The 26,089-nt window shown below is 60.8% G+C and carries 24 protein-coding genes; 13 read left to right on the forward strand and 11 right to left on the reverse strand.

The genetic code is table 11. The annotated features are described in order from the left end of the window. Nucleotides 1-7 precede the first annotated feature (7 nt). On the reverse strand, nucleotides 8-415 hold the full coding sequence (locus PSH90_RS25555) for a flagellar basal body-associated protein FliL (RefSeq protein ID WP_056791694.1): 408 nt from the start codon (nucleotides 413-415) through the stop codon (nucleotides 8-10). A 150-nt stretch (nucleotides 416-565) separates the two neighbouring features. Here PSH90_RS25555 and PSH90_RS25560 point away from each other — a divergent pair, with 150 nt between their 5' ends. Together PSH90_RS25560 and glpT are read left to right on the forward strand one after the other, a co-directional pair. Next, nucleotides 566-1,543 (forward strand): NADPH:quinone oxidoreductase family protein, encoded by a 978-nt coding sequence (locus tag PSH90_RS25560; protein WP_039757431.1) that lies wholly within the window; start codon nucleotides 566-568, stop codon nucleotides 1,541-1,543. 257 nt (nucleotides 1,544-1,800) lie between these two features. After that, complete coding sequence (gene glpT / locus PSH90_RS25565) at nucleotides 1,801-3,150, forward strand: glycerol-3-phosphate transporter (RefSeq protein WP_024014747.1); 1,350 nt, start codon at nucleotides 1,801-1,803, stop codon at nucleotides 3,148-3,150. Here the strand turns inward: glpT and PSH90_RS25570 are convergent. From PSH90_RS25570 to PSH90_RS25595, 6 genes are all read right to left on the reverse strand, one after another. Then, entirely contained in the window at nucleotides 3,126-3,794 is a 669-nt protein-coding gene (locus PSH90_RS25570; RefSeq protein WP_024014748.1) for a gamma-glutamylcyclotransferase, read from the reverse strand. The genes glpT and PSH90_RS25570 overlap by 25 nt on opposite strands. 184 nt (nucleotides 3,795-3,978) lie before the next feature. Beyond that, nucleotides 3,979-4,947, reverse strand: a complete 969-nt coding sequence (locus PSH90_RS25575) for a CDP-6-deoxy-delta-3,4-glucoseen reductase (RefSeq protein ID WP_056791686.1) — start codon at nucleotides 4,945-4,947, stop codon at nucleotides 3,979-3,981. Further along, on the reverse strand, nucleotides 4,947-6,413 hold the full coding sequence (gene ubiD, locus PSH90_RS25580; protein ID WP_039757427.1) for a 4-hydroxy-3-polyprenylbenzoate decarboxylase: 1,467 nt from the start codon (nucleotides 6,411-6,413) through the stop codon (nucleotides 4,947-4,949). The genes PSH90_RS25575 and ubiD overlap by 1 nt, the downstream gene beginning before the upstream one ends. 240 nt (nucleotides 6,414-6,653) lie before the next feature. Then, a complete protein-coding gene (gene rho / locus PSH90_RS25585) occupies nucleotides 6,654-7,913 on the reverse strand; it encodes a transcription termination factor Rho (protein ID WP_003229334.1) in 1,260 nt (419 codons plus the stop codon). A 248-nt stretch (nucleotides 7,914-8,161) separates the two neighbouring features. After that, nucleotides 8,162-8,491: a thioredoxin TrxA gene (gene trxA / locus PSH90_RS25590; protein WP_003206727.1), complete on the reverse strand. Its 330-nt coding sequence runs from the start codon at nucleotides 8,489-8,491 to the stop codon at nucleotides 8,162-8,164. Between the two features lie 120 nt (nucleotides 8,492-8,611). Beyond that, nucleotides 8,612-9,319: a FadR/GntR family transcriptional regulator gene (locus PSH90_RS25595; RefSeq protein WP_056791723.1), complete on the reverse strand. Its 708-nt coding sequence runs from the start codon at nucleotides 9,317-9,319 to the stop codon at nucleotides 8,612-8,614. A 256-nt stretch (nucleotides 9,320-9,575) separates the two neighbouring features. Here PSH90_RS25595 and PSH90_RS25600 point away from each other — a divergent pair, with 256 nt between their 5' ends. From PSH90_RS25600 to ppx, 5 genes are all read left to right on the forward strand, one after another. Beyond that, nucleotides 9,576-10,361 carry a transporter substrate-binding domain-containing protein gene (locus tag PSH90_RS25600; RefSeq protein ID WP_076564506.1) on the forward strand — a complete coding sequence of 262 codons (786 nt, stop codon included), beginning with the start codon at nucleotides 9,576-9,578 and terminating at the stop codon, nucleotides 10,359-10,361. A 21-nt stretch (nucleotides 10,362-10,382) separates the two neighbouring features. Continuing rightward, nucleotides 10,383-11,051 (forward strand): amino acid ABC transporter permease, encoded by a 669-nt coding sequence (locus PSH90_RS25605; RefSeq protein ID WP_305381731.1) that lies wholly within the window; start codon nucleotides 10,383-10,385, stop codon nucleotides 11,049-11,051. Further along, nucleotides 11,048-11,698 carry an amino acid ABC transporter permease gene (locus tag PSH90_RS25610; protein WP_016772621.1) on the forward strand — a complete coding sequence of 217 codons (651 nt, stop codon included), beginning with the start codon at nucleotides 11,048-11,050 and terminating at the stop codon, nucleotides 11,696-11,698. The genes PSH90_RS25605 and PSH90_RS25610 overlap by 4 nt, the downstream gene beginning before the upstream one ends. After that, a complete protein-coding gene (locus PSH90_RS25615) occupies nucleotides 11,685-12,422 on the forward strand; it encodes an amino acid ABC transporter ATP-binding protein (protein WP_007911148.1) in 738 nt (245 codons plus the stop codon). Before PSH90_RS25610 ends, PSH90_RS25615 begins: the two co-directional genes overlap by 14 nt. 207 nt (nucleotides 12,423-12,629) lie before the next feature. Continuing rightward, nucleotides 12,630-14,132: an exopolyphosphatase gene (gene ppx / locus PSH90_RS25620; protein ID WP_041476907.1), complete on the forward strand. Its 1,503-nt coding sequence runs from the start codon at nucleotides 12,630-12,632 to the stop codon at nucleotides 14,130-14,132. Between the two features lie 170 nt (nucleotides 14,133-14,302). Here ppx and ppk1 read toward each other — a convergent pair whose 3' ends face one another. Then, nucleotides 14,303-16,528 carry a polyphosphate kinase 1 gene (ppk1, locus tag PSH90_RS25625; protein ID WP_016772619.1) on the reverse strand — a complete coding sequence of 742 codons (2,226 nt, stop codon included), beginning with the start codon at nucleotides 16,526-16,528 and terminating at the stop codon, nucleotides 14,303-14,305. Nucleotides 16,529-16,546: 18 nt separating this feature from the next. After that, a complete protein-coding gene (gene hemB, locus PSH90_RS25630; RefSeq protein ID WP_252877091.1) occupies nucleotides 16,547-17,560 on the reverse strand; it encodes a porphobilinogen synthase in 1,014 nt (337 codons plus the stop codon). A gap of 207 nt (nucleotides 17,561-17,767) precedes the next feature. Between hemB and PSH90_RS25635 the strand changes: the two genes are divergently transcribed. Both PSH90_RS25635 and elbB read left to right on the forward strand, forming a co-directional pair. Then, nucleotides 17,768-18,427 carry a DedA family protein gene (locus PSH90_RS25635; RefSeq protein ID WP_110644478.1) on the forward strand — a complete coding sequence of 220 codons (660 nt, stop codon included), beginning with the start codon at nucleotides 17,768-17,770 and terminating at the stop codon, nucleotides 18,425-18,427. A gap of 167 nt (nucleotides 18,428-18,594) precedes the next feature. Next, nucleotides 18,595-19,263 carry an isoprenoid biosynthesis glyoxalase ElbB gene (gene elbB / locus PSH90_RS25640; protein WP_016772616.1) on the forward strand — a complete coding sequence of 223 codons (669 nt, stop codon included), beginning with the start codon at nucleotides 18,595-18,597 and terminating at the stop codon, nucleotides 19,261-19,263. Between the two features lie 104 nt (nucleotides 19,264-19,367). On the opposite strand, the gene PSH90_RS25645 is transcribed toward elbB, so the two are convergent. Both PSH90_RS25645 and PSH90_RS25650 read right to left on the reverse strand, forming a co-directional pair. After that, a complete protein-coding gene (locus PSH90_RS25645; protein ID WP_041476910.1) occupies nucleotides 19,368-19,823 on the reverse strand; it encodes a YaiI/YqxD family protein in 456 nt (151 codons plus the stop codon). A 102-nt stretch (nucleotides 19,824-19,925) separates the two neighbouring features. After that, on the reverse strand, nucleotides 19,926-21,824 hold the full coding sequence (locus PSH90_RS25650) for an FTR1 family protein (RefSeq protein ID WP_095181268.1): 1,899 nt from the start codon (nucleotides 21,822-21,824) through the stop codon (nucleotides 19,926-19,928). A gap of 242 nt (nucleotides 21,825-22,066) precedes the next feature. On the opposite strand from PSH90_RS25650, the gene PSH90_RS25655 reads away from it, so the two are divergent. From PSH90_RS25655 to lpoB, 4 genes are all read left to right on the forward strand, one after another. Next, nucleotides 22,067-23,473 carry a COG3014 family protein gene (locus tag PSH90_RS25655; RefSeq protein ID WP_150637080.1) on the forward strand — a complete coding sequence of 469 codons (1,407 nt, stop codon included), beginning with the start codon at nucleotides 22,067-22,069 and terminating at the stop codon, nucleotides 23,471-23,473. Between the two features lie 206 nt (nucleotides 23,474-23,679). Then, entirely contained in the window at nucleotides 23,680-25,074 is a 1,395-nt protein-coding gene (locus tag PSH90_RS25660; RefSeq protein WP_056791673.1) for a COG3014 family protein, read from the forward strand. A gap of 16 nt (nucleotides 25,075-25,090) precedes the next feature. Continuing rightward, the gene (locus PSH90_RS25665) at nucleotides 25,091-25,462 is read left to right on the forward strand and encodes a YcfL family protein (RefSeq protein ID WP_016772611.1); all 372 of its coding nucleotides are present in this window, start codon (nucleotides 25,091-25,093) and stop codon (nucleotides 25,460-25,462) included. Nucleotides 25,463-25,498: 36 nt separating this feature from the next. Beyond that, nucleotides 25,499-26,086, forward strand: a complete 588-nt coding sequence (gene lpoB / locus PSH90_RS25670) for a penicillin-binding protein activator LpoB (protein WP_016772610.1) — start codon at nucleotides 25,499-25,501, stop codon at nucleotides 26,084-26,086. The last annotated feature ends 3 nt before the right edge of the window (nucleotides 26,087-26,089 follow it).

Here is a 26,089-nt window from a genome sequence, read left to right on the forward strand (position 1 = left end):
AACGTATTTACTGGATGATCAGGTTGTTGAACAACAGATCCTCAACAACAGGCTTGCCGGTCTCGTCATTCATGACCTGCTGGGTCTGCTTCAACGCTTCCTGACGCAGCTTTTCCTTGCCCTCGATGCTGCCCATCGCCTCGGTCGACTGCTGAGTGAACAACGCCACCAGCTGATTGCGGATCAGCGGCTCGTTGGCCTTGACCAGTTTGGTCGCCTCCTCACCAGTCACACGCAATGCCACATCGGCTTTGTAGACCTTGAGCTTGGCGGTGCCGTCCAGGCCATAGTTGCCGACGAACGGCGGGCTCAGGGTGATGTAATTGACCTTCGGCGCCTCGCCTTCTTTGGCTTCTTCGGCCAGTGCTGCCACAGGCAGAGACAGGGCCAGCAATAACATGATCCACGCTTTCACAATTCGCTCCTTATCCGGTTTGCGGCCTAGCATAACGACCCGCCGCGCAAGCACAAGCTTATGGCTGACTATCAGGGCCGGGCATGCTCGTTGACCCGTTGATTCACACACCTACACTTATCGGCCATCACTCCCAAAGGAATAGCCCTGATGAAAGCCGTGCTGTGCAAAGCCTTCGGCCCTGCCGAATCGCTGGTGCTGGAAGACGTCGCCAGTCCTGTCGCGAAGAAGAATGAAATCCTGCTGGACGTGCACGCTGCCGGAGTCAATTTCCCGGACACGCTGATCATCGAGGGCAAGTACCAGTTCAAACCGCCCTTCCCGTTTTCGCCGGGCGGTGAAGCGGCGGGCGTGGTGCGTGAAGTCGGGGAAAAGGTCAGCCATCTGAAAGTCGGCGACCGGGTCATGGCCCTGACTGGCTGGGGCAGTTTTGCCGAGCAGGTGGCGGTGCCGGGCTACAACGTCCTGCCGATTCCGCCGTCGATGGATTTCAACATCGCCGCTGCATTCAGCATGACCTACGGCACCTCGATGCACGCGCTCAAGCAACGCGCCAACCTGCAACCGGGCGAAACCCTGCTGGTGCTCGGCGCGTCGGGCGGCGTCGGCCTCGCCGCCGTGGAGATTGGCAAAGCCATGGGTGCCCGCGTGATCGCCGCCGCCAGCAGCGCCGAGAAACTCGCGGTGGCCAAGGCTGCCGGCGCCGATGAGCTGATCAATTACAGCGAAGCCAGCCTCAAGGACGAGATCAAACGCCTCACCGACGGCCAGGGCGCCGACGTGATCTACGACCCGGTCGGCGGCGACCTGTTCGACCAGGCCATCCGCGCCATCGCCTGGAACGGCCGCCTGCTGGTGGTCGGCTTCGCCAGCGGACGCATCCCGGAACTGCCGGTCAACCTCGCCCTGCTCAAGGGCGCGGCGGTACTCGGCGTGTTCTGGGGTTCTTTTGCCCAACGCCAGCCACAGGACAATGCAGCCAACTTCCAGCAGCTGTTCGCCTGGTTTGCCGAGGGCAAGCTCAAACCGCTGGTGTCGCAGGTGTATCCGCTGAGCAATGCCGCGCAGGCGATCGATGATCTTGGCCAGCGCAAGGCTGTGGGCAAGGTTGTCGTTCAGGTTCGTTAACAACATGGAGCGATCCGGAGCAGCAATCCGGATCGCTTTAGCGCTGAGATCTGCCTCTCCCATGCGTCAAACCGCAGAAACCCACCCGAGCCACCATTCCCTCAGCGCCGCGTACTTGTCTCAGAGCGACATGTTCATAAAGGAACGTTCATCTGCCCAAATTTCCGCTGTTTTGCCGACGTGAAGCGATGCTATTTTCGGTAACGAAACTGTAACATTCGCATCCGCAGTCAAAACAAGAAAACTGGAGCTCTTGAATGTTTGCTTTCTTTCGTCCTGCCGCACATCAGGCTCCATTGCCTGAAGAAAAAATAGACAGCACCTACCGCCGCCTGCGCTGGCAGATCTTCGCCGGTATCTTTATCGGCTACGCCGGTTACTACCTGCTGCGCAAGAACTTCTCCCTGGCCATGCCGTACCTGATCGACGAAGGCTACAGCCGTGGCGACCTTGGTCTGGCAATGTCGGCGATCGCTATTGCTTACGGCCTGTCGAAGTTCCTCATGGGCCTGGTGTCCGACCGTTCCAACCCGCGCTTCTTCCTGCCGTTCGGTCTGCTGGTCTCGGCCGGGGTGATGTTCATTTTCGGTTTCGCGCCGTGGGCAACGTCCAGCGTGACGATGATGTTCATTCTCCTGTTCATCAACGGCTGGGCGCAGGGCATGGGCTGGCCGCCGAGCGGGCGGACCATGGTGCACTGGTGGTCGCAGAAGGAACGCGGTGGCGTGGTGTCGGTGTGGAACGTGGCGCATAACGTCGGCGGCGGTCTGATCGGCCCGCTGTTCCTGATCGGCATGGGCCTGTTCAACGACTGGCACGCGGCGTTTTACGTCCCGGCAGCAGTCGCACTGGGCGTAGCGGTATTCGCCTTCATCACCATGCGTGACACCCCGCAATCGGTCGGCCTGCCGCCGATCGAGCAGTACAAGAACGACTACCCGGAAGGCTACGACGCCAGCCACGAAGACGAATTCAGCGCCAAGGAAATCTTCGTCAAATACGTGCTGCGCAACAAAATGCTCTGGTACATCGCTCTGGCCAACGTCTTCGTCTACTTGCTGCGCTACGGCGTGCTGGACTGGGCGCCGACGTACCTGAAGGAAGCCAAGGGCTTCACCGTGGATAAGACCTCGTGGGCCTATTTCTTCTACGAGTGGGCAGGCATCCCGGGCACGCTGCTGTGCGGCTGGATGTCAGACAAGATCTTCCGTGGCAACCGTGGTTTGACCGGCATGGTGTTCATGGCCCTGGTGACTGTCGCGACCCTGGTTTACTGGCTCAATCCGGCCGGCAATCCGATGGTCGACATGATCGCCCTGCTGTCGATCGGCTTCCTGATCTACGGCCCGGTGATGCTGATCGGCCTGCAAGCGCTGGAACTGGCGCCGAAGAAAGCCGCCGGTACTGCAGCGGGCTTCACCGGTCTGTTCGGTTATCTGGGGGGTTCGGTCGCGGCCAGTGCGGCGATGGGCTACACCGTTGACCACTTCGGCTGGGATGGCGGTTTCGTGCTGCTGGTCGGCGCTTGCCTGCTGGCGATGGCCTTCCTTGCGCCAACGCTGTGGCACAAGCAAGTCGCCAGTCAGAGCCGTGAAGCGGTCGCCTGATCGCTGTGTGATTTACAGCGCTTGAGCCGCGCCTCCAGATTTCGATCCGGCATGGCGTGGCTGCGCAGGGCGTGCGCGGTCTGCTCGACATAATCGCGAGTGGTGCCGTAACGCCCGCTCGCGCTGGCGAACACCTGGCTGAGCACATGATCCGGCAAGTTGCCGGCGTAGCTCGGCAGGTGGCGCTCAAGAACGAAGCCCAAGGCCTGCACCTGAGTGCCATCTTCGAGCCGGCAATTGAGCCAGTGCGGACGATACGACGGAAACGGCATCTCACGTTTCCACAGGGCGTACAGCGCGGTATCGAGATTGTCTTCCGGCAAGCGGTAGGCAAAACCGCTGCATGAACCGCCGCGATCCAGACCGAACACCAGACCGGGCATTTCCGGGGTACCCCGATGCTCGTGGGACCACAGGTACAAGCCGCGATGATAGCCATGCACGCGACCGCGCATGCGCTCGACCGCCGTGCATTCCGGCCGCCAGATCAGCGAGCCATAGGCGAACAGCCACACCGGCCCGCCCTTGTGGCGTGCCATGGTCGATTGCATGGAAGCGAGAAGTTGTTCGTGCGTCAGCTGCGGCCCAAGATCGAGCCGCGGAGGGTAAGCCAGGTTCAGAATTGCGTTTTCAATGGCGCTCATGGCGAATAGCGTTCAGCTCCCCGCGGGTGAAGAATTACTTAATAGAACGCACCGTTGTAACAATAAGGCACATATGTTTTAAGGCAAATTAAGTGCCACTGATTAATTGCCTGATTCATATATAACCTAGCGATATTTACTGTTTAAGGTAAATACCGATCGGCTATATACCAAGTTATAAGTCTCAGGAGCGCGGCGCGTAGGCGAACACATCAGCGCGCATCTGATGCGCATCCATCCCCGCCTCGACCAGCGCGTCCAGCGTGCCGTAAACCATCGCCGGCGAACCGCTGGCATAGACATGCAGCGGCTTCAGATCGGGGAAATCCTCGCAAACCGCTTCGTGCAACATCCCGCAGCGCCCTTCCCAGCCGCACTGGTCGCTGACCACTTTGTGCAGGAACAGATTGGGCAGCTTCAGCCATTCGTCCCAGTGCTCGATCTGATAAAAGTCTTCTGGACGGCGTACGCCCCAATACAGATGCACTGGATGCTTGAAGCCTTCGGCGCGGCAATGTTCGATCAGGCTGTGAATCTGGCCCATGCCGGTGCCGGCGGCGATCAACACCAGCGGACCGTCGGGTAGTTCCGCAAGATGTGTGTCACCGAACGGCAGCTCGACACGCACCAGCGGGTTGCGTTGCAGCTGCTCGATCAGGCTCAACGCACTGGTTTCGCGCGCCAGCACATGGATTTCCAGATCACGTCCGCCGTGGGGCGCCGAAGCCATGGAGAACGCCGATTTCTCGCCGTTCTCACGCTCGATCATCAAATATTGCCCGGCGTGATAGCGCGGCGGCTTGCCCGCCGGTGCACGCAGACGCACGCGCCAGGTGTCGCCGCCGACCTCGCGGCACTCGATGACCTGACACGATAGGCTGCGCACCGGCAATTCACCGAGTGCGAGCACGCCATCCCACAACAGCACGCAGTCTTCCAGCGGTGCGGCGATGCAGGTGTAGAACTCGCCATGGTCGTGGACTTTGCCGGCCTGCTCGACGCGGCCCTCCACCAGCAGCGCTGCACACACGTGGCAATTGCCGTTGCGGCAGCTTTGCGGGCAGTCATAGCCCAGGCGCCGCGCACCGTCGAGAATCCGCTCACCGGGCTGTATCTCGAGCACTGCTCCGGAAGGCTGCAGGGTTACACGCATCAATCTATTCCTAACTGATTCCAGATGGCATCGATCCGTTGGGTGACGGCGTCGTCCTTGACGATCACGCGGCCCCACTCGCGAGTGGTTTCGCCCGGCCACTTGTGGGTGGCATCCAGGCCCATTTTCGAGCCCAGGCCGGAGATCGGCGAGGCGAAGTCGAGGTAGTCGATCGGCGTGTTATCGATCATCACCGTATCGCGCTTGGGATCCATGCGCGTGGTGATAGCCCAGATCACGTCGTTCCAGTCGCGGGCGTTGATATCGTCGTCAGTGACGATAACGAACTTGGTGTACATGAACTGTCGCAAAAACGACCAGACACCGAGCATCACGCGCTTGGCATGCCCCGGATACGACTTCTTCATCGTCACCACGGCCATGCGGTACGAGCAGCCTTCCGGCGGCAGGTAGAAGTCGGTGATTTCCGGGAACTGCTTCTGCAGGATCGGCACGAACACTTCGTTCAGCGCCACGCCGAGAATCGCCGGCTCATCCGGCGGCCGCCCGGTGTAGGTGCTGTGATAGATCGGCTTGATCCGGTGGGTGATGCGCTCGACGGTGAACACCGGGAAGCTGTCGACTTCGTTGTAGTAACCGGTGTGGTCGCCATAAGGGCCTTCGTCGGCCATTTCGCCCGGATGAATCACGCCTTCAAGGATGATTTCGGCGGTGGCCGGTACTTGCAGATCGTTGCCACGGCACTTGACCAGTTCGGTACGGTTGCCGCGCAAGAGCCCTGCGAAAGCATATTCGGAGAGGCTGTCCGGCACCGGCGTTACGGCACCGAGAATCGTCGCCGGATCGGCGCCAAGGGCCACGGACACCGGGAACGGCTGGCCCGGGTGCTTCTCGCACCACTCGCGGAAGTCGAGAGCGCCGCCACGATGGCTGAGCCAGCGCATGATCACCTTGTTGCGGCCGATCACTTGCTGGCGGTAGATACCGAGGTTCTGGCGTTCCTTGTTCGGGCCTTTGGTGACCGTCAGGCCCCAAGTGATCAGCGGGCCGACGTCGCCGGGCCAGCAGGTCTGCACCGGCAACATCGCCAGATCGACATCGTCGCCTTCGATGACCACTTCCTGGCATACCGCGTCTTTGACGACTTTCGGCGCCATCGAAATGATCTTGCGGAAGATCGGCAGTTTCGACCACGCGTCCTTCAAGCCCTTCGGCGGCTCCGGCTCCTTGAGGAAGGCCAGCAGCTTGCCGATTTCGCGCAGCTCGCTGACCGACTCGGCGCCCATGCCCATGGCCACGCGCTCGGGGGTGCCGAACAGGTTGCCGAGCACCGGAATGTCGTAACCGGTAGGCTTCTCGAACAGCAGTGCCGGGCCTTTGGCCCGCAACGTGCGGTCGCACACCTCAGTCATCTCCAGCACCGGCGAGACGGGAATCTGGATGCGTTTCAACTCTCCGCGCTGCTCAAGCTGCTGCACGAAATCCCGAAGATCCTTGAATTTCATTGACGATGGCACCCTCAAAATAGGCGTACATCCTACCTGCTCTGAGGAGCAAACAGCAGCCCGTCATTGCTCGATTGTGGCCCCCGCGCTGCGGCGAAGGGGCAAGCCTGGGACTCAGCAGTGCGCTGCCGACGCCGCAATATCGGCCCATCAACAGATATCCGTGACGGGCGCGAGATTTTTCGGGGCAAAAAAAAAACGCCCCCTCTCGGGAGCGTCCTTTGTTGAAACGCCAGCGTATTACTTGCGTTTCATCGACAAGAAGAACTCGTCGTTGGTCTTGGTCGTTTTCAGCTTGTCGACCAGGAACTCGATGGCGGCGACTTCGTCCATCGGGTGCAGCAGCTTGCGCAGAATCCACATGCGCTGCAGTTCGTCGTCGGCGGTCAGCAACTCTTCGCGGCGGGTGCCGGAGCGGTTGATGTTGATGGCCGGGAACACACGCTTCTCGGCGATCTTGCGATCCAGAGGCAGTTCCATGTTGCCGGTACCCTTGAACTCTTCGTAGATCACTTCGTCCATCTTCGAACCGGTTTCAACCAGCGCGGTGGCGATAATGGTCAGCGAGCCGCCTTCTTCGATGTTACGCGCGGCACCGAAGAAACGCTTCGGCTTCTCGAGGGCGTGGGCATCGACACCACCGGTCAATACCTTGCCGGAGCTCGGGATCACGGTGTTGTAGGCACGGGCCAGACGGGTGATGGAGTCGAGCAGGATCACCACGTCTTTCTTGTGTTCGACCAGACGCTTGGCCTTCTCGATCACCATTTCAGCAACCTGCACGTGACGGGTCGGCGGCTCGTCGAAGGTCGAGGCAACCACTTCGCCGCGCACGGTGCGCTGCATTTCGGTCACTTCTTCCGGACGCTCGTCGATCAACAGCACGATCAGGTGAACTTCAGGATTGTTACGGGCGATGTTCGCTGCGATGTTCTGCAGCATGATCGTTTTACCGGCTTTCGGCGGTGCGACGATCAGACCACGCTGGCCTTTGCCGATCGGTGCACACAGGTCGATCACGCGACCGGTGAGGTCTTCGGTGGAACCGTTGCCGGCTTCCATCTTCATGCGCACCGTCGGGAACAGCGGCGTCAGGTTCTCGAAGAGAATCTTGTTTTTCGCGTTCTCCGGACGATCGAAGTTGATCGTGTCGACCTTGAGCAGGGCGAAGTACCGCTCGCCTTCCTTCGGAGGGCGGATCTTGCCAACGATGGTGTCACCGGTGCGCAAGTTGAAGCGGCGGATCTGGCTCGGCGAGACGTAGATGTCGTCAGGGCCGGCGAGGTAGGAAGCGTCTGCGGAGCGCAGGAAGCCGAAGCCGTCCTGGAGAATCTCCAGCACGCCATCACCGGAGATTTCCTCGCCGCTTTTCGCGTGCTTTTTGAGCAGGGAGAAAATCACGTCCTGCTTGCGCGAACGGGCCATATTTTCTATGCCCATCTGTTCGGCCAATTCGAGCAGTTCGGTAATCGGCTTTTGCTTGAGTTCAGTCAGATTCATATAGGAATGACGTAATCATTTATGGAGGGGGGGAAATTAAGCTTTTGGCTTAATGAGGCCGCGCCGCGGAGAAGGCGACAGGATCGCGAACTAATTCGAAAAGGAGTGCGTCGGCGACGGCTAGCAGGGGGCATTGGAGAAACCAGTGCGGGGCCGAATGTACCACCTGAGTTTCGGAGCGTCTAGCCCTGAATACGCAAAAAGCCCCGCGATTTGCGGGGCTTTTTTTCAGCGTTTTACTGCGACGCTCAGATGTTGGCGTCGAGGAAAGCCGCCAGCTGCGACTTCGACAGTGCGCCGACCTTGGTCGCTTCAACGTTGCCGTTCTTGAACAGCATCAGCGTCGGGATACCACGCACGCCATGCTTGGCCGGGGTTTCCTGGTTTTCGTCGATGTTCAGTTTGGCGACGGTCAGCTTGCCTTTGTAAGTCTCGGCAATCTCGTCCAGAACCGGTGCGATCATTTTGCAAGGGCCGCACCATTCAGCCCAGTAGTCGACCAGGACAGCGCCTTCGGCCTTGAGTACGTCGGCTTCGAAGCTAGCGTCGCTAACGTGTTTGATCAGATCGCTGCTCATGGAATTCTCCAGGTTGTAAGCAAAAAAACGTGGCCCATCATAGCCGCCCTTCCCTTGTTCAGGAAGCCGCAGATGATTGAGTGTTGCTATGGCCCTTGATGAGTTTGGGTATAGCTCAACTCACGCCGTGGCGGGAGCGATGAAGGCGATTCCGGTGCGCAGGGCGGCGTTGCGCACGTGTTCCTGCATGGCTTTCTGCGCCGCCGCCGAGGCGCGGCGCGCCAGTGCGCGGAGGATCTTGCGGTGTTCCTGCCAGGTTTCCATGGCGCGCTCGGCGCGGATGAACGGCAGTTTCTGGCTCTCGAGGAAGATCTCGGCGCTGGCGGTGAGAATGCTCAGCATCGCCTGATTACCGCTGGCAAGAAGGATGCGTCGGTGGAATTCGAAGTCGAGTTTCGCCGCTGCCTCAAAGTCGCCGAGCTTCAATTGCTCGCGCATGGCCGCAACGTTGTCTTCCAGCGCATCCAGATCGAACGTGCTCAACGTCACTGCCGCCAAACCTGCTGCAAACCCTTCGAGCGCATAGCGCAATTGAAAGATATCCAGCGGCGATGCCTGCGCCGCAAACGACCAGCCTGGCGCGTTGTCGCCGCGCGACAATTCGACCGGCGACTGCACGAACACGCCCTTGCCCGGCTGAATGCTGACCACGCCCAGTGCACTGAGCGACGACAGCGCTTCACGCAACGATGCCCGACTGACGCCCAGTTGCAGCGCCAGATCCCGTTGCGAAGGCAACGCGTCGCCGGCACCGAAGCCCTGTTCGGTGATCAGTTTGCGGATCGCTTGCAGCGCCACTTCGGGTACGGCGCGGGAGATCGAATTCATGATGTGCGGACGCGTCAGGGCCAAGGTGCGGCTAGTTGTAAAGCTATTCGTCGAGTCCGGCAAGTCGTGCCCCAGCGGGGTTCGGCGCGCACTGCCGATGCGCCATCGCAGTGCGAAAACCGAGTTGACTGTTCAGACCAGTAAGACCGAACCAAGCCGCTGATGCCGCGGCCTGCCGGGGCGAAATCCGCCTGTTGGCACGGCCCATGCTCTGTCCGATCGCAGCAACCACTTCCCGCCGATCCGGAGATTGTCCATGACCCAGCGTTACAGCGCCCTCCTCGCTTCCCTGTTTGCCGGCCTGCTGCTGTGCCAGGCCCCCGCTCACGCCGACGGTCTGGACGACGTGGTCAAACGCGGCACGCTGAAAGTCGCCGTGCCCCAGGACTTCCCGCCGTTCGGCTCGGTCGGCCCGGACATGAAGCCGCGCGGCCTGGATATCGACACGGCGAAACTGCTCGCTGACCAACTCAAGGTCAAACTCGAACTGACCCCGGTCAACAGCACCAACCGCATCCCGTTCCTCACCACCGGCAAAGTCGATCTGGTGATTTCCAGCCTCGGCAAAAACGCCGAGCGCGAGAAGGTCATCGACTTCTCCCGCGCCTATGCGCCGTTCTACCTCGCCGTGTTCGGCCCGCCAGACGCTGCGATCACCAGCCTCGACGACCTCAAGGGCAAGACCATCAGCGTCACCCGTGGCGCCATTGAAGACATCGAGCTGAGCAAAGTCGCCCCCGAAGGCGTGACCATCAAACGTTTCGAAGACAACAACTCGACCATCGCCGCTTATCTGGCAGGCCAGGTCGATCTGATCGCCAGCGGCAACGTGGTAATGGTGGCCATCAGCGAGAAGAACCCCAAGCGCGTACCGGCGCTGAAGGTGAAGCTCAAGGATTCCCCGGTCTATGTGGGCGTGAACAAGAACGAAGCGGCGCTGCTGACCAAGGTCAACGACATCCTCAACACCGCCAAGGCTGACGGCGCACTGGAAAAGAACTCGCAGACCTGGCTGAAAGAGCCGCTGCCGGCCGATCTCTGATCGACTGCGCGGGAGACCTTCATGGCTTATCAGTTCGATTTTTTGCCGGTGGTGGAAAACACCGACCTGCTGCTGCGCGGCGCGCTGCTCACCCTTGAGCTGACCGCCATCGGCGCGCTGCTCGGGGTCGGCGTGGGCATTGTCGGGGCGCTGGTGCGGGCGTGGCAGATTCGCCCGTTCTCGGCGATCTTCGGCGTCTACGTCGAGTTGATCCGCAACACGCCGTTTCTGGTGCAACTGTTCTTCATCTTCTTCGGCCTGCCGTCGCTCGGCATGCAGATCTCCGAGTGGCAGGCGGCAGTGCTGGCGATGGTGATCAACCTTGGCGCCTATTCGACCGAGATCATCCGCGCCGGCATCCAGGCGATTCCGCGCGGGCAGCTGGAAGCGGCTGCGGCATTGGCGATGACGCGCTTCGAAGCGTTCCGCCACGTCGTCCTGCTGCCCGCGCTGGGCAAGGTCTGGCCGGCGCTGAGCAGCCAGATCATCATCGTCATGCTCGGTTCGGCGGTGTGTTCGCAGATCGCCACGGAAGAATTGAGCTTCGCCGCCAACTTCATTCAGTCGCGCAACTTCCGCGCCTTTGAAACCTATGCGCTGACCACCCTGATCTATCTGTGCATGGCGCTGCTGATCCGCCAGTTGCTCAACTGGTTCGGGCGTCGGTTCATTGCGAGGAGCAGCCAATGAGCGATTTCACTTTCTGGGACATCCTGCGCAACCTGCTCACCGGCCTGCAATGGACCCTGGCGCTGTCACTGGTGGCGTTCATTGGCGGCGGCCTCGTCGGCCTGCTGATTCTGGTGATGCGCATCTCCAAGAACACGCTGCCAAGCAGCATCGCCCGCACCTGGATCGAGCTGTTTCAGGGCACGCCACTGTTGATGCAACTGTTTCTGGTGTTCTTCGGCGTGGCGCTGGCCGGCATCGAGATTTCGCCGTGGATGGCCGCGGCGATCGCTTTGACCTTGTTCACCAGCGCCTATCTGGCGGAGATCTGGCGCGGTTGCGTCGAGGCCATTCCCCACGGTCAGTGGGAAGCCTCGTCGAGCCTGGCGCTCAATCCGCTTGAGCAGTTGCGCTACGTGATCCTGCCGCAAGCGCTGCGCATCGCCGTGGCGCCGACCGTGGGCTTCTCGGTGCAAGTGGTCAAAGGCACAGCGGTGACCTCGATCATCGGCTTCACCGAACTGACCAAGACCGGCGGCATGCTCGCCAATGCCACGTTCGAACCGTTCATGGTCTACGGCCTCGTCGCCCTCGGCTACTTCCTGCTCTGCTACCCCTTGTCCCTCAGTGCGCGCTACCTGGAAAGGAGACTGCATGCCTCTGCTTAGAATTTCCGCCCTGCATAAATACTACGGCGATCACCACGTACTCAAAGGCATCGATCTCAGCGTCGAGGAAGGCCAGGTCGTGGCGATCATCGGCCGCAGCGGCTCGGGCAAATCGACCCTGTTGCGCACACTCAACGGCCTGGAGTCGATCAACGACGGCGTGATCGAAGTCGACGGCGAATACCTCGACGCCGCCCGCGCTGATCTGCGCAGCCTGCGACAGAAGGTCGGCATGGTCTTCCAGCAGTTCAACCTGTTCCCGCACCTGACCGTCGGCGAAAACGTCATGCTCGCGCCGCAAGTGGTGCAGAAAGTACCCAAGGCCAAGGCAGCCGAACTGGCGCGCGAAATGCTCGAGCGAGTCGGGCTCGGGGAGAAATTCGATGCCTTCCCGGACCGTTTGTCCGGTGGTCAGCAGCAACGGGTGGCGATCGCCCGGGCTTTGGCGATGTCGCCGAAGGTGCTGCTGTGCGATGAAATCACCTCGGCGCTGGACCCTGAGCTGGTCAATGAAGTGCTCAGCGTGGTGCGGCAATTGGCCAAGGAAGGCATGACGCTGATCATGGTCACCCACGAGATGCGCTTTGCCCGAGAGGTGGGCGACAAACTGGTGTTCATGCACCATGGCAAGGTGCATGAGGTGGGCGATCCAAAGGTGTTGTTTGCCAATCCGCAGACGGCGGAGCTGGCGAACTTTATTGGCACGGTGGAAGCGACAGCCTGAAGATTTTCTGAAGCAGTGATGCCCTCTTCGCGAGCAGGCTCGCTCCCACATGGGAATGCGTTCACCTGTGGGAGCGAGCCTGCTCGCGAATGGCCGCGTCGCGATCCCCAGACTTTCTGCGCTGAATCAACGGTTTGAACCATGCGCGTTGGCGCCAGCGTTTGATCGTGGCACGATGTCGGGGTTATCGACCGAGACCCCCTGACCATGCCGCAATCCCAAGCCAAGAATCTGTCCCTGATCGCCGCAATCGACCTGGGCTCCAACAGCTTTCACATGGTCGTGGCCAAGGCCCAGAACGGCGAAATCCGCATCCTCGAGCGCCTCGGCGAGAAGGTGCAACTGGCCGCCGGCATCGACGACGCGCGCCAGCTCAACGAAGAATCGATGCAGCGCGGCCTCGATTGCCTCAAGCGCTTTGCCCAACTGATCAACGGTATGCCGCTCGGCGCCGTGCGCATCGTCGGCACCAACGCCCTGCGTGAAGCGCGCAATCGTGGCGAATTCATCCGCCGCGCCGAAGAAATCCTCGGCCACACGGTAGAAGTCATTTCCGGCCGTGAAGAAGCGCGCCTGATCTATCTCGGCGTTTCGCACACGCTCGCTGACACCCCAGGCAAACGTTTGGTCGCCGACATCGGCGGCGGCAGCACCGAATTCATCATCGGCCAGCGCTTCGAGCCTTTATTGCGCGAAAGCCTGCAAATGGGCTGCGTGAGTTTCACTCAGCGTTATTTCAAGGACGGCAAGATCACCCCGGCGCGCTACGCCCAGGCCTACACGGCGGCGCGCCTGGAGATCATGAGCATTGAGCACGCCCTGCATCGCCTGACCTGGGATGAAGCCATCGGCTCCTCCGGTACGATTCGCGCCATCGGCCTGGCCTTGAAGGCTGGCGGCCACGGCAGCGGCGAGGTCAACGCCGAAGGCCTGGCGTGGCTCAAGCGCAAGCTGTTCAAGCTCGGCGACGCCGACAAGATCGATTTCGAAGGCATCAAGCCTGACCGCCGGGCGATCTTTCCGGCGGGCCTGGCGATTCTCGAAGCAATCTTCGACGCCCTCGAACTGCAACGCATGGACCATTGCGAAGGCGCGCTGCGCGAAGGCGTGCTCTACGACCTGCTCGGCCGCCATCACCATGAAGACGTGCGCGAACGCACCCTGACCTCGCTGATGGAGCGCTATCACGTCGACCTGGAACAGGCAGCGCGGGTCGAGCGCAAGGCCCTGCACGCGTTCGATCAGGTTGCTGTCGACTGGGAACTGGATGACGGCATCTGGCGCGAACTGCTCGGCTGGGCGGCGAAGGTCCACGAAGTCGGCCTCGACATCGCTCACTATCACTACCACAAGCATGGCGCCTACCTCATCGAGCACTCCGACCTGGCAGGCTTCTCGCGAGAAGACCAGCAGATGCTCGCGCTATTGGTGCGCGGGCACCGGCGCAATATTCCCAAGGACAAGTTTGCCGAATTCGGCGATGACGGCATCAAACTGATTCGCCTGTGCGTGCTGCTGCGGTTTGCCATTCTGTTCCATCACATTCGCGGAACCCAGGCGATGCCGCAGGTGGCGCTGCATGCCAATGGCGACCATCTCGATGTGGAATTCCCGGAGAACTGGCTGGATGAAAATCAGCTGACCCAGGCGGATTTCGGGCTTGAGGCGGACTGGTTGACGCGGGTGGGGATTGTTCTCACGGTGCATTGACACTGATTGTGGCGAGGGGATTTATCCCCGCTGGCCTGCGCAGCAGGCCCGATTTTGACTCAAGGGGTCGCTTCGCGCCCAACGGGGATAAATCCCCTCGCCACAGGTCGGAATCAGTGCAGGTACAAAAAAGGCGATCCCGAGGGATCGCCTTTTTATTGGGCTGAAGGTCAGCTGCTCACCGGCAATATCGGGCTGCCCAACCGCTCCAGCAACGTCGCCTGCGCACTGCGCGGGTTCTGGTTTCCGGTGGGCGTGTTGCGAATGTAGCGGCCGTCCGACTGCAGACTCCAGCTGTGGGTGTTGTCGGTCAGGTACAGCTCCAGCTCCTTCTTGACGCGGGTCAGCAGCTTCTTGCCTTCCACCGGGAAGCAAGTCTCGACGCGCTTGTCGAGGTTGCGCTCCATCCAGTCGGCGCTGGAAAGGAACATCTGCTCGTCGCCGCCGTTGAGGAAGTAGAACACCCGCGTGTGCTCGAGGAAGCGGCCGATGATCGAGCGCACATGAATGTTGTGCGAAACCCCAGCGATGCCCGGACGCAGGCAGCACATGCCGCGCACCACCAGATCGATGCGCACGCCGGACTGGCTGGCCTTGTACAGCGCGCGGATGATCTTCGGATCGGTCAGCGAGTTGAACTTGGCGATGATGTGCGCCGGTTTGCCTTCGAGGGCGAACTGGGTTTCGCGGGCAATCATGTCGAGCATGCCCTTCTTCAGGGTGAACGGCGCATGCAGCAGCTTTTTCATGCGCAGCGTCTTGCCCATGCCGATCAACTGGCTGAACAGTTTGCCGACGTCCTCGCACAAAGCGTCGTCGGAGGTCAGCAGGCTGTAGTCGGTGTAAAGCTTGGCGTTACCGGCGTGGTAGTTGCCGGTACCGAGATGCGCATAACGGACGATTTCGCCAGCCTCACGGCGCAGGATCAGCATCATCTTGGCGTGGGTCTTGAAGCCGACCACGCCGTAGATCACCACTGCGCCCGCCGCTTGCAGACGGCTGGCCAGTTGCAGGTTGGATTCCTCGTCAAAGCGCGCACGCAGCTCGATCACCGCGGTGACTTCCTTGCCGTTACGCGCGGCGTCGACCAGCGCATCGACGATTTCCGAGTTGGCGCCGGAGCGGTAAAGCGTTTGCCGTACGGCCAACACATGTGGGTCTTTCGCGGCCTGACGCAGCAGGTCGACCACCGGGGTGAACGACTCGAACGGGTGCAGCAGGAGGATGTCCTGCTTGCTGACCACACTGAAGATGTTTTCGCTGTTCTGCAGCAGTTTCGGGATCTGCGGGGTGAACGGCGTGTATTGCAGCTCCGGATGGCTGTCCAGACCGGTGATGCTGAACAGGCGCGTCAGGTTGACCGGGCCGTTGACCTGGTACAGCTCGGTCTCGCTCAGGTTGAACTGCTTGAGCAGATAGTCCGAGAGGTGTTTCGGGCAAGTGTCGGCGACTTCCAGACGCACCGCGTCACCGTAGCGCCGCGAGAACAACTCGCCACGCAGAGCGCGGGCCAAGTCTTCGACGTCTTCGGAATCGAGCGCCAGGTCGGCGTTGCGGGTCAGACGGAACTGGTAGCAGCCTTTGACCTTCATGCCCTGGAACAGGTCATCGGCGTGGGCGTGGATCATCGACGACAGGAACACATAGTTGTCGCCGGCACCGCCGACTTCTTCCGGGACCTTGATGATCCGTGGCAGCAGGCGCGGCGCCGGGATGATCGCCAGACCGGAGTCGCGACCGAAGGCGTCGATGCCTTCGAGCTCGACGATGAAGTTCAGGCTCTTGTTCACCAGCAGCGGAAACGGGTGCGTCGGGTCGAGGCCGATCGGGGTGATGATCGGCGCGATCTCGTCGCGGAAATAGCGGCGGACCCAGGTCTTGAGCTTGGTCGTCCAGTTGCGCCGACGGATGAAGCGCACCTGATGCTTTTCCAGCTCCGGCAGGAGGATGTCATTGAGGATCGCGTACTGGCGGTCAACGTGACCGTGAACCAGCTCGCTGATCCGCGCCAGCGCCTGATGCGGCTGCAAGCCGTCAGCGCCGGCCTGTTCGCGGGCAAAAGTGATCTGCTTTTTCAGCCCGGCGACGCGGATTTCGAAGAATTCGTCGAGGTTGCTGGAGAAGATCAGCAGGAACTTCAGCCGCTCCAGCAACGGGTAGGACTCGTCCAGCGCCTGTTCCAGCACGCGGATGTTGAACTGCAATTGCGAAAGCTCGCGGTGGATGTACAGGCTGCTGTCATCCAGGCCGGGAATGGCGATCGCCGGTACCGCCACAGCGGTTTCGGCAACCGGCGCGGGTGGCGCAGGCTCCAGTTCCGGCGGGGTTTCGGTGATTTGCTCGACCACCGGCTGAGCTTCTTTTACGGCAACTTCAGTGAGTCCTTCGGTATTCATGGAATGTTCCTGGGAGGGCTATTTCTGCTCTCGTAACAATTGAGCGGCACGAACGGCAAAGTAAGTCAGGATGCCATCTGCACCGGCACGTTTAAAGGCGGTAAGTGACTCGAGGATCACCGCTTCGCTCAACCAGCCATTCTGGATAGCGGCCATGTGCATGGCGTATTCGCCACTGACCTGATAGACGAAGGTCGGCACCTTGAAGGCATCTTTGACGCGAAAAAGAATGTCCAGGTAGGGCATGCCCGGTTTGACCATGACCATGTCCGCACCTTCGGACAAGTCGGCACCGACTTCGTGCAGCGCTTCGTCACTGTTGGCCGGGTCCATCTGATAAGAAGCCTTGTTGGCCTTGCCCAGGTTCGACGCCGAACCCACAGCATCGCGGAATGGGCCGTAGTAGGCGCTGGCATACTTGGCCGAGTAGGCCATGATGCGGACGTTGACGTGACCGGCAATTTCCAGCGCCTCACGAATCGCCTGGATGCGACCGTCCATCATGTCCGATGGCGCCACCACCTGCGCGCCGGCTTCGGCGTGGGACAGCGCCTGACGCACCAGCGCATCGACAGTGATGTCGTTCTGCACGTAGCCGTCTTCGTCGAGAATGCCGTCCTGACCGTGGGTGGTGAACGGGTCCAGCGCGACGTCAGTGATCACGCCCAGCTCCGGGAAACGCTCGCGCAGGGCGCGAGTGGCGCGCTGGGCGATGCCTTCGGGATTCCAGGCTTCGGCGGCATCGAGGGATTTCAGCTCAGGCGGGGTGACCGGGAACAGAGCCAGCGCCGGAATGCCCAGCGCGACCCATTTCGCCGCTTCTTCAAGCAGCAGATCAATGCTCAGTCGCTCGACGCCCGGCATCGAGGCCACGGCTTCGCGGCGGTTTTCACCGTCAAGCACAAACACCGGCAGGATCAGATCATCGACCGTCAATACGTTTTCACGCACCAGGCGCCGCGAAAAATCATCACGACGATTGCGGCGCAGACGAGTGGCTGGGAACAGACGATTGGCGGGGGTAAAGCTCACGGCAGACTCCTGAGCCCGGGCAAACGGGCGAGCGTGACAGTTATAGACGGCCATTATGACTAACAGATGACAGTTATGTGTGCTCTGTGACAGGTAGCCGCAATCCATTGTCGATGTAGGAAATGTTCACGTCGAGACACATTTGGACACTTTCATGAATGTGCCCGAAGGGTTAGGCTGCGCGTTCATTTCGCCAGCACCCAGACAATGCTCCAACAATTTCTGCACGACTTTGGCTACTTTGCCTTGTTTCTCGGCACGTTCTTCGAAGGCGAAACCATTCTGGTGCTCGCAGGCTTCCTTGCGTTCCGTGGATACATGGACATCAACCTGGTGGTGGTCGTGGCGTTCTTCGGCAGTTATGCCGGTGATCAGCTGTGGTACTTCCTGGGGCGCAAGCACGGGCGCAAATTGCTTGCGCGCAAACCGCGCTGGCAGATGATGGGCGACCGCGCACTGGAGCACATCCGCAAACATCCGGACATCTGGGTCCTGAGCTTCCGCTTCGTTTATGGCCTGCGCACCGTGATGCCGGTGGCGATCGGCCTGTCCGGTTATCCACCGGGACGTTACCTGCTGCTCAACGGCATCGGCGCGGCGATCTGGGCCACCGCCCTGGCTGCGGCGGCTTACCACTTCGGCGCAGTGCTGGAAGGCATGCTCGGCAGCATCAAGAAGTACGAGCTGTGGGTGCTCGGCGCCTTGCTGATCCTCGGCCTGGGCCTGTGGCTGCGGCGCCGCTTCAAGAATGCGCAACTGGCGAAGAAAATCTATCAGGACGAGCTGCTCGCCAAGGCCGCCGAGGCAGAGCAGTTGCGCCAGGCCGAAGCGACCCCTCCTGCCGGGCCGAAAACGCCAGCCGAATAAGCCATTCGCTGGCGACTGCCACGCGCAGCCCAGGCAAATAATGAACACCCCGCCGCCGTTGCGATCCATTGAGAGAGCGCTCTGCCCCCGCGCGCGTCAGCCATGCCCCTATGGCCACGCGCGACGATTTGAGGGACATTGAGCGCCATGAATCTGGAGAGAAGCCCATGAGCAAAAAAGTTGCAGTGATCCTGTCCGGCAGTGGCGTGTACGACGGCGCCGAAATCCAGGAAAGTGTCATCACCCTGCTGCGCCTCGACCAGCGCGGCGCACAGGTGCAGTGCTTCGCGCCGAACATCGCGCAATTGCATGTGATCAACCACCTGACCGGCGAAGAAATGCCGGAATCGCGCAACGTGCTGGTGGAATCGGCGCGCATTGCCCGGGGCAACGTCAAGGATATCCGCGACGCCGACGTCGAAGACTTCGATGCGCTGATCGTGCCCGGCGGTTTCGGCGCGGCGAAGAACCTGTCGAACTTCGCCATCGAAGGCGCCGGCTGCACCGTGCAACCCGAAGTGCTGGCCCTGGCCGAAGCATTTGCCGAAGCGGGCAAACCGGTCGGGCTGATCTGCATCTCCCCGGCGCTGGCGGCGAAAATCTATGGCCCGGGCGTGACCTGCACCATCGGCAACGACGCCGACACCGCTGCGGCCATGAACAAGATGGGCGCCACCCACGAAGAGTGCGCCGTCACCGAAATCGTCGAAGACAAGGCGCGCAAACTGGTCACCACCCCGGCGTACATGCTGGCGCAGACCATCAGTGAAGCGGCTTCGGGGATCAACAAACTGGTCGACCGCGTGCTCGAACTGACTCACGAAAACGACGCTTGAAATCAAAAGATCGCAGCCTTCGGCAGCTCCTACAGGTTTCGTGTCGCGCCGTGATATTGCGGCATACACCGCCCCTGTAGGAGTTGCCGCAGGCTGCGATCTTTTCAGGGCTTGCGGGTGAGCCGGGTGAGAATCCGATCCAGCGCATTGGCAAACGCCTGCTTCTCGCGCTCGCCAAACGGCGCCGGGCCGCCGCTCATCTGGCCCTGCTCCCTGAGATCGGTGAACAGATTCCGCACCGCCAGCCGCTCGCCCATGTTCTGCGCATCGAACTCCTTGCCGCGCGGATCCAGTGCCGCCACGCCCTTCTTGACCAGCCGATCGGCCAGCGGAATATCGCTGCAGATCACCAGCTCGCCCGGCACGGCGTGCTCGACCAGATAATCATCCGCCGCATCCGGCCCGCTCGGCACCACGATCAGTTTGACGATGGCCAGCCCCGGCTTGGTCTGCGGCTGCCCGGCTACCAGCACCACTTCGAACTGGCGCTTGAGGGCGAATTTCACTACAAGATCCTTCGCCGCCCGTGGACAGGCGTCGGCATCAATCCATACACGCATGTTCTTGCCTCCAAAAAATTCGCGAGCAGGCTCGCTCCCACAGGATACATACCGAACCTGTGGGAGCGAGCCTGCTCGCGAATATGAGCGCAGCGAATGCCTTTATGCAGCCGAAACCCGACGCTTCTCCGCCACCCAACTGCGCCCATACAGCACAGCAATCGCCACAATCGCCACCACCTGCGCGGTCAGCGAATAGGCATCGGCATGGATCCCCAGCCAGTCGAATTCAAAGAACGCGACCGGCCGTGTGCCGAAGATCCCGGCTTCCTGCAAGGCCTTCACGCCATGCCCGGCAAACACCACCGACAGCGCGCACAACAGCGCGGCGTTGATGCTGAAGAACAGCGTCAGCGGCAGTTTCGCCGAGCCGCGCAGAATCACCCAGGCCAGGCCGACCAGCAGCACCAGCGCCGTCGCGCCGCCGGCCAGCACGGCGTTGTGCCCGGCTGGACCGGCCTGCAGCCACAGGGTTTCGTAGAACAGGATCACTTCAAACAACTCGCGATAGACCGAGAAGAACGCCAGGATCGCAAAGCCGAAACGTCCACCGCCGCCGACCAGACTGCTTTTGATGTAATCCTGCCAGGCCGCCGCATGACGGCGGTCATGCATCCACACGCCGAGCCACAACACCATGACGCTGGCAAACAGCGCGGTGGCGCCTTCCAGCAACTCACGCTGCGAACCGCTGACGTCGATGACGTACGCCGCCAGTGCCCAGGTACCCAGACCTGCCAGCAGTGCCAGACCCCAGCCAACGTTGACACTGCGTACTGCCGATTGCTGACCGGTATTGCGCAGGAAGGCGAGGATCGCCGCCAGCACCAGAATCGCTTCCAGGCCTTCGCGCAGCAGAATCAGCAGGCCGGAGATGAAGCTCAGCGACCAGCTCAGACCATCGCTGCCCAGCAGGCCGGCGGATTCCTTGAGTTTGGCTTTGGCCGCGTCCAGACGCTGTTCGGCCTGCTCGACCGGCAGACCATCCTGCAATGACTGCCGATACGCCATCAGCGATTTTTCGGTGTCCTTGCGCACGTTGGCATCGACGTTATCCAGCGAGCTTTCGACCAGTTCGAAGCCTTCCAGATACGCCGCCACCGACAGGTCATAGGCCTGATCGTGTTCACCGGCGCGGTAGGCCGCGAGGCTTTTGTCCAGCGTGGCGGCGGTGTAATCGAGCAACTGCGCCGGACCGCGCTTGACCTGCGGCGGTTGCGCGCGCTGGGCACGGAACGTCGCCGCGACCTCTGCGCCCTCGGCAGCCTGCACCTCGGCCGGGGTCTGGCGGGCCAGGTCGGCGATGTTGTAGACCTTGTCGGACTTGGCGGCCGCCGCATCGGCGCTGAAGCCGGCGATGTAGGTGGCCAGATCCCAGCGCTGGCGATCATCGAGCTGATCGGCGAACGCCGGCATGTCGGTGCCTTCGACGCCCTGGCCGAGGGTGCTGTAGATCGCGTACAGACTCAGGTGATCCATCCGCGCAGCGTCGCGCAGGTTGGCTGGCGCAGGGGTCAGACCGACACCGGCCGGGCCGTCGCCAGCACCAGTGTCGCCGTGGCACACCGAGCAATTTTGCGCATACAGCGGCGCACCGCGTGTCGGGTCCGGAGTGATGATCGGTGCCTGGCTGACTTCATAAGCCACCGCCAGTTTCGCCCCCAGCTGTCGGGCCTGACGGGCGACATCAGCACCGTCCTGCTTCGCAGTGATGGCGGCGTGCAAAGATTCGACGCCCTGTTCCAGCGCGGCTTTTTCCGGTTTGGCTGGCAATGCAGTGATCAAGCCTTGCAGAACCTGGGTGAATTCCAGCTGCTCGCGGTATTCGCCATCGTCGATGACTTTGCCTGCCGCGACCGTCGGCGGGTAATCGGCACTGATGTAATCGAGCAGGTGCAACGCTTGCGGCGCGCCTTCCACGGTATCGGCCAGCAGCGGCAGGCTGCTCAGGGACAATAACGGGAACAGCAGCCAGGCCAGCAATCGGGACGAGGCAGTCATGAACGAATCTCAAATGGAAATGCGAAGTTACATATTGTTCACTTCGAAGACATTTCTCTCAAGCTTTGTCGGCGTTTCGCTTTGATTGGCAGGAAATACCCGGCAGACGGCAGCAGCGTTTGTCGCCGAGTATTGCCGCACTGCCCGCTGCCGATTGACGCTCGATCAAGATCGCAGCCATTTGCCACCATCCACTTTATACTGCCCGCCCCAGAGCATTTGCGCGCAAGGAATCAACCTCAATGCGGAGTCTTCCGTTCGTTTTGCTGCTTTGCGTCGCTGTTCAGTTGAGCGGTTGTGCCGCCTATCGCAACTACGATCTTGAAATGCAGCAGACCACCGAGCAAATGACCCGGGGCAATCTGACCGGGGCTCTGGCACTGGTGGAAATGAACAACCCGTGGGAAGACAAGGATCTGCTGTATTACCTGGAAAAAGGCGCGATCCTCAGCGCTGGCAGTGCCCTGCCCGACAGCCAGGACGCCTGGCGCAATGCCGACCGCATGATCTTCCAGCGCGAGGAAGCCAACCCGTCCGGCGCGATGAAATTACTGGCCCGTTTCGGTGATGAAATGGGCACGATGCTGGTCAACGACAAGCTGCGGCGCTATGAAGGCTACGATTACGAAAAGGTCATGTTGACTACGCAAATGGCCTTGAACCAGCTATCCGTCAATGACTTTGCCGGCGCCCGCGCAGACATCAGGAAAACCCACGAACGCGAAGCATTGATCGCCCGCCAGCGTGAAAAGCAATACGAAGCGGCCGAGGAACAGGCAAAAGCTCAAGGCAAAGTTCTCCATTACAAGGAACTGGAAGGCTACCCGGTCGCCTTGCTTGATGCGCCGCAGGTCGTTGAGCTGAAAAACGGCTATCAGAGTGCGTTCAGCCACTATCTGGCCGGATTCACCTATGAAGCCCTCGGCGAACGCGCCCTCGCGGCGGCCGGTTATCGTCAGGCGATCGAACTGCGGCCGGATATGCCCTTGCTGCAAAAGGCCCTGCGCAATCTCGACAAACCGCCAGCGAAAGCCGATGAAAGCGATGTGTTGCTGATTATCCAGAGTGGCCTGGCCCCGGCTCGCAGCTCCGTGCAGGTGCCGATCCCGGTTCGTCTGAACGAAACGCTGGTCATCATTGCGCCCATTTCATTCCCGGTGATGGTGCCGGACGCGGTCACACCCAACTTCAGCCATATCACCGTAGACGGTCGCAAACAGCCGTTGGTAGTGATCAATAGCGTGACCGATATGTCCATGCGCACACTGCGCGACGACATGCCGCAAATCATCTCGCGGGCGATGTTCCGCGCCAACATGGCCGCCATCGGTCAAGCGCAGGAAAACGAGCGCAACCCGGCGAAAGCCTCGTTGATCGTCACTCAGCATGATCCGTTCGAAGAAGCCGACACCCGCACATGGCGAGCGTTGCCGGACAAGACGCTGGTCGCCCGCCTGCGCTTGAAAAAAGGCCTGCATACCTTCCGTTTTGCGCCTGCGTCCATCGACCACCCTTTTGAAATGCGCGTCGACCAGGACCGCCAGATTCTGCACCTGCGGGTATTCCGGGATCAGGTCTATACCGTCGGATCAGCCTTTGTACCGAATCAAAAACCCGCGTCGGATACACCCGCTTCTGCGGAGAAGTGATGGCACCGCATCTGAAAATGCACCCAAAAAGCTATTACATAGCCATCACCCCACGTTTATAATGCCGCGCCCTCGCCCAGCGAGCCGGCATCAAAAGCTCCTCACGCATGAGGAATTGGCAGGAGGCCAGCGCCACCGTCGATAGGTCACACCAGCCCGACCAGCACACGCGGCTGCAAGTTTTGTTACTCAGGGAAGAAGTACCCATGGCATTCCGCGCTCCCATGCTGCTCGCGCTCAGCGCCGTCACGCTGTTGTCCGGCTGCGCAGCGTTTCGCAACTACGATTCCGAACTGGCCCAGACCAATCAGCAACTGGCATCCGGCAACGTCGACGCCGCGCTGACCCTGCTGGAAAAGAACAACACCGGCACCGACAAAGACCTGCTCTATTACTTCGAGAAAGGCGAACTGCTGCGCGCCAAGGGCGACCTGTCAGGCAGCCAGAACGCGTGGGGCAGCGCCGATCAGGTGGTCGGTCAATGGGAAGACGCGGTCAAGCTCGACTCGGCCAAGTACCTGGCGCAGTTCGGCAGCTTCATCGTCAACGACAAGGTGCGTCGCTACGAAGGCTATGACTACGAAAAAGTCATGCTGACCACGCAGATGGCTCTGAACCTGTTGGCGGTCAACGATTTCGATGGTGCCCGCACGGCGATCAAAAAGACTCACGAACGCGAAGCAGTGATCGCTGACCTGCGCGACAAGGAATACCTCAAGAGCGAAGAACAGGCCGAGAAAGAAGGCATCAAGACCCAGTACAAGGATCTGCAGGGTTATCCGGTGGCCAGCCTCGACGCGCCGGAAGTGGTCGGCCTGAAAAACAGCTACCAGAGTGCGTTCAGCCATTACCTGGCCGGTTTCGTTTACGAAGCCCTGGGCGAGAAGGATCTGGCCGCGCCGGGTTATCGCAAGGCTGCCGAATTGCGCCCGAACACGCCGCTGCTCGAGCAGGCGCTGGTCAACCTCGACAAGCCTTCCAAATCCGATGACAGCGACATTCTCATCGTCGTGCAGAGCGGTCTGGCCCCGGCCCGTGACTCGATTCGCGTACCGCTGCCGCTGCCGATTTCCAACAACGTGGTGATCACCCCGTTGTCGTTCCCGATCATCAAACCGGACACCTCCACCGCGCCTTTTGCGCAGATCGGCGTCGACGGCAAGCAGGTCGACCTGACCGCACTGAACAGCACCACCGCCATGTCCCGCCGCGCTCTGCGTGATGACATGCCGGGGATCATCGTGCGCACCACCGTGCGCGCGATCACCAAAGGCGTGGCGCAGAAGCAGATCAACGAAACCAATCCGCTGGCCGGTCTCGCTGTGGGTATTTCTTCAGCAGTGCTCGAAGGTGCCGATACCCGTACATGGCGCACCCTGCCGGACAACACCCAAGTGGTGCGTCTGCGCCTGAAAAAAGGTGAGCATCAGGTTACCCTGCCGAGCGCCGTCGGCGGCTCGGTGGTCAAGGTCACTGTAGACCAGCGCTACCAAGTGATCAGCCTGCGCGCCGTGGGCAACCAGGTATTCGCTGGCGGCATCGCTGCTCACGTAATGCCGAGCGCTGCCGCGACCAACGTCGCCAGCCTCAAACAACCTTAAGAACGGAGTCTTTGCAATGCGCTTGAAGATCATCGCCGTCGCCGCCCTCGCCTTGCTGGCCGGCTGCGCCACCCCGCCACCGCCGGAGCCGGGCAGCGCCGCGAGCAAAGTCGTGGCCATGGGCCCGCAGAAACACATCGTCGTCGGCGCCATGCGCGTGGCTCGTGAAAACGGCTTCATGACCGTCAACGTGCAGTTGAGCAACACCCTTAACAGCAACAAGATTTTCTACTACCGCTTCGCCTGGCTCGGCGCCGAAGGTTTCCCGGTTGCCGAAGAAGAAGTGTGGAAAAGCCAGATGATGTACGGCGCCCAGACCAGCTTCATTCAGGCCATCGCCCCGACCCCGAAAGCCGTGGATTTCCGTCTGGAAATCAAGACGCCTTAAGCCCGCCACCCTATTTCTGATTGAGAGAGCTTTCTCATGTTTGCACGCTTTTCCTGCATCGCCGTCATCGCCCTGCTCGCCTCCGGTTGCGCCAACACCTCGCCGACCCTGGGCAGCAAGAACATCAGCTACGGCGACACCAAGGCTGTTGAAACCGTGACCAACGAATTCGGTTCGACCGACCTGCAAATGATCGCCGAGTCGATGACCCGCTCGCTGGCCCAGTCCGGCATTCTGCAGGGCCGTCCGGTGGTTCAGGTCTACGATGTGAAGAACAAGACCAGCGAGTACATCGACACCCGCGAAATCACCACCAGCATCAAGACCCAGCTGATGAAGACCGGTGTCGCGCGCTTTGCCAGCGACAACAATGCAATGCAGAGCCAGGTTGACCAGCTCAAGCTGCAAAACCAGAGCGGTCTGTACAAGAAAAGCACCGTGGCCAAGACCGGCAACATGGTTGCCGCCAAGTACCGCATCGAAGGCTCGATCAGCTCGATCGTCAAGCGCAGCAGCGACTACAAGGACGTCTTCTACAAATTCAGCCTGCAGTTGATCGACGTCGAAAGCGGTCTGGCCGAGTGGATGGACGAAAAAGAGATCCGCAAAACCACGGAGCGTTAATCG

This window comes from Pseudomonas sp. FP1762, from assembly GCF_030687105.1.
Taxonomy (GTDB): Bacteria; Pseudomonadota; Gammaproteobacteria; order Pseudomonadales; family Pseudomonadaceae; genus Aquipseudomonas; species Aquipseudomonas siliginis.